This is a genomic window from Flavihumibacter sp. CACIAM 22H1 (assembly GCF_001601815.1).
Classification (GTDB): Bacteria; Bacteroidota; Bacteroidia; order Chitinophagales; family Chitinophagaceae; genus Flavihumibacter.
The window spans coordinates 21,195-24,531 of sequence record NZ_LUKG01000010.1; the positions used below are offsets into that span (position 1 = coordinate 21,195).

5 protein-coding genes are annotated in these 3,337 nt (G+C 43.7%); 1 reads left to right on the top strand and 4 read right to left on the bottom strand.

What is annotated here, in order from left to right; genetic code table 11:
• The 3 genes from A1D16_RS04870 to A1D16_RS04880 form a co-directional block, all read right to left on the bottom strand.
• On the bottom strand, nucleotides 1–315 hold a 315-nt coding region (locus A1D16_RS04870; RefSeq protein ID WP_290708131.1), incomplete at its 3' end, for a hypothetical protein.
• A 53-nt stretch (nucleotides 316–368) separates the two neighbouring features.
• On the bottom strand, nucleotides 369–908 hold the full coding sequence (locus tag A1D16_RS04875) for an RNA polymerase sigma-70 factor (RefSeq protein ID WP_290708132.1): 540 nt from the start codon (nucleotides 906–908) through the stop codon (nucleotides 369–371).
• A gap of 159 nt (nucleotides 909–1,067) precedes the next feature.
• Nucleotides 1,068–1,295 (bottom strand): hypothetical protein, encoded by a 228-nt coding sequence (locus A1D16_RS04880; RefSeq protein ID WP_290708133.1) that lies wholly within the window; start codon nucleotides 1,293–1,295, stop codon nucleotides 1,068–1,070.
• Between the two features lie 113 nt (nucleotides 1,296–1,408).
• Here A1D16_RS04880 and A1D16_RS04885 point away from each other — a divergent pair, with 113 nt between their 5' ends.
• Nucleotides 1,409–2,707 (top strand): hypothetical protein, encoded by a 1,299-nt coding sequence (locus A1D16_RS04885; RefSeq protein WP_290708134.1) that lies wholly within the window; start codon nucleotides 1,409–1,411, stop codon nucleotides 2,705–2,707.
• Nucleotides 2,708–3,145: 438 nt separating this feature from the next.
• Here the strand turns inward: A1D16_RS04885 and A1D16_RS04890 are convergent.
• On the bottom strand, nucleotides 3,146–3,337 hold a 192-nt coding region (locus A1D16_RS04890), incomplete at its 5' end, for a hypothetical protein (RefSeq protein ID WP_290708135.1).

Sequence of the window (3,337 nt, forward strand, 5' to 3'; positions counted from 1 at the left end):
TGTTTTTGAAATCGTTGTTACCACATCAACCGTGTTTCTGTTTTCCGCAATAGCAACAGCGGTTGGCTGGCTTAGCCACCAAGCCGCTCCTAAGAGCACAACCAATATGGAAGCTGCTACAGCAATTGCCGGAAACAGTTTTTTCCTGGGCAGCGTCTTAGCCGCCTCCTGCTCTTTCAACAAAGAATCTACTAGCTTATCCAGAGAGTTCGTATCTCCCTGTTGTTCCATATAGGCAAATAATTCGTTGAATTCTTCCCTGCTACAACTGTTATCCAGGTATTTCCTGAACAGGTGTTTAAACCTTTGATTCATTGGGATGATGTTAGGTACATCTTCTTATTAGACGAAGCAACGACCGGGTGTTCCTATTCCAGGGATAATTTTTTTTGAAGAAATCTCAGGGCATGGGATAATTGATTCTTTACGGTATGCCGCGAGATAGACAGTTCATCAGCAATTTCGGTATAACTAAGCCCTTTATCTCGGCTAAGCTGGTAAACCAACCTACGTTGTGGGGGTAATTTATCTACGATCAATTGCAGTTTTGCCGTTGAGTCTTTCAGGTCCAGCGCAGAATCTGCGGAGTAATCCTGCTGTTCCATACTATTCCAGAGTTTATCCTGCAAACGATGGTCAGCTGCTGTTTTTCGAAGAAAATCGATGAGCCTGTTCCGGGTTACCCGGTGTAGCCAGGCTTCAAAATTGCGGATTTCTCCCCACTGAGGGTGCATTTCCCACAGTTTTACAAATACATCCTGCATAATGTCGCAGGCCTGCTGGTGTGATTTGGTTACTTTAAGCGCAAGCAAATAAACAGACTGGTTATGTGTTTTGAATAAACTTTCAAATTCATTTTCCAGTTCTTTATCTGAATGGAGGCAATAAGTATCAGTCACGCCGTTCACAGTTCAATAGTAGTCTTGGTTCATATGAAATTACTAAAAAAAAAGGCTGAAAAATTTTCAGTGCTTCATATATTTTTTTGTGCGATGCTGCTGCATGCTCCCTGGCTGACTGCTTGCTGATGTATTTATCTACAACATTTTTTTCAAGGTCAGCTAAGCTTATGAACCTGTTTTTTCTTTGTCGCCACCCAAAGAAACAAGTATAAATACCAGCACAACTACTGCTGACAAAACGATAAAAGCATAGCCTGCTATTGCTTGTTGCTCGTACACTACTTGCCGACATGCATCAAAATAACGGCCATTTTCATACGGCAATTGCAGCCTTGAAAAAAGTTGAGCGCCTGAAAAAATCAAGGCCATGAATGCTGCACTAAGCGCAGCCATGCGAAGCTGTTTCATTGCTTACCGGGCGTATCCTTTCCAACAAAATACAGCTCTATTATCGATGGTACAAACGAATTATTGTAACTTATAGCGTACTATTTAAATGGGAAACCATGCTACGTTTATTATCTGTCCTTCCGGTTGCCTGGCTGATGATGACCACCTCCTGCAAGAACCCTGGAGCCCAACAGGATTTTAGCCCGGGCTTTAGGCTAGTTAGTACCGACACATTTCACTTCAATAATTTTGTAGACTGTAATATGGCAGCAGCCTGGATTGGCGATACCTTTCGCATTTTTCCCGGTAAATATGGCGAAGACCCGGTCTGGGGCCCGGCAAATGACTTAAAGTTCTCTAGTGGCATGCATGCTGATGAAGCATTCAGTAACCCCGCAGCTGCCTACAAGACCCCTGGCTTACCGCAGAATGCCCCGATTGGGAAAACAGGTTTGCATGGAGCCATCTGGTTTGAAACCGTTTACCAGGATACCAAAGATGGTTCAGGAAAAACCCTGTATGCAATTTATCACAATGAAAACTACCCGGAAACACTGCCCTACGATTCGGGTACTGGTGAAGGATATATAAATCATAAATGGCCATTGGGACTTACCGACCGGATTACCCCAGCTGCCGTTTGCCGGATTGGTATCATGAAATCGACGGATGGTGGGTGGAACTGGGAAAACCGGGGGCTCTTCCTCGAAGACAAACAAACGCGTATGATCCTTAAACCGCATAATACTTCCAAGACCTTTGCCGGCGGTGTGGGCGATCCTTCTGCAGTTGCGGTAGGCGATTCTATTTACCTCTTTTATGGAGAATATGGATATCCCGGGATATATGATTCGGCAGCTTATGATCCGCTGGAGGAATGGGGCGGACAGTGCATCAGCGTGGCACGCATTGCCATTGCAGATTTGGAGCAACCACAGGGAAAAGCACAACGTTGGGATGGAAAGGCATTTGCTGCCAGCTGGGATGGTATAGGAAAACCCATTGCCTCTTTACAAATGCCCCTGGAAGCTGGGGGTGGACCAGCATCTTCTCCTTCGGGAGGTTTTCATTGGGGGCCTTCTGTCAGTTGGAACGAATACCTGGAATGCTGGGTTATGCTGATGGGCAAAGTTGAAGGGCAGTCCTGGGTTGGAGATGAGTTATTCATCTCCTTTAATCGACATAAAGACCTGGGGAAAGCAAACCATGCGCAAGCCTGGTCAGCTCCCCAAAAATTATTGGAAAAACCAGGGCATGTGCTTTGGTATCCTTCTCTTCAGCCAATGAATACAACTGAAGATATCAGCAAAAAAAGAACCAGTTTGCGCCTGGGTAAAAAAGCCCGTCTTTTCTTTAAATACTCCGATCTAGGCAAGTATTGCTCCACCTATATCATTGAATTTGAAAAGAACTAATTGTTATCCCTGGTGGTGTATATTTTTAGAATAGTTGGATTTATACCTATCGATACCGCTATAAATTTCAGTGCTTGACAGATCAAAGTCTCGGATCATACATTTAATCAATTCTCCTCCTTTCAGTCTAATCATCAGATACTCCTTGGGCTCATTTTCATGGTCCTTTTCTACCTCTATCCAATACGCGTCCAACAAATCCCAGTGATACCAACCATGTTTTCGGACAAAGAGTCCTTCTTCGGATATGATAAGCTGTGGAGCATTTCGAATTAAATCAATGGCAGAATAACTGAAGAGTAGCCCAAAAATAACACTCATCGTACTTGTAAACCAGCTAAATGGACCTGTACAAAAATATAAAAGTAAGAGTCCGCTAATGATAACCATACCAATTAGCCGTAGTCGGTTATTTCGTATAATAATGCTTTCCATTATTTAATACTGGCTTCCCTGTACTTCTATAAACTGCTCCGGAAGATTCCATCCTTCGACAGCAACAAGAGGCTTACTACCGGCAGAGGCAGAAAATTCCATACTTATTTTCTTGGTCTGGCCAGGTAAAATGGATATATAATTATCGTCGTAGAAAACCGGCAACAGTCTTTTTTTAGTACCCCGGTCTACCAG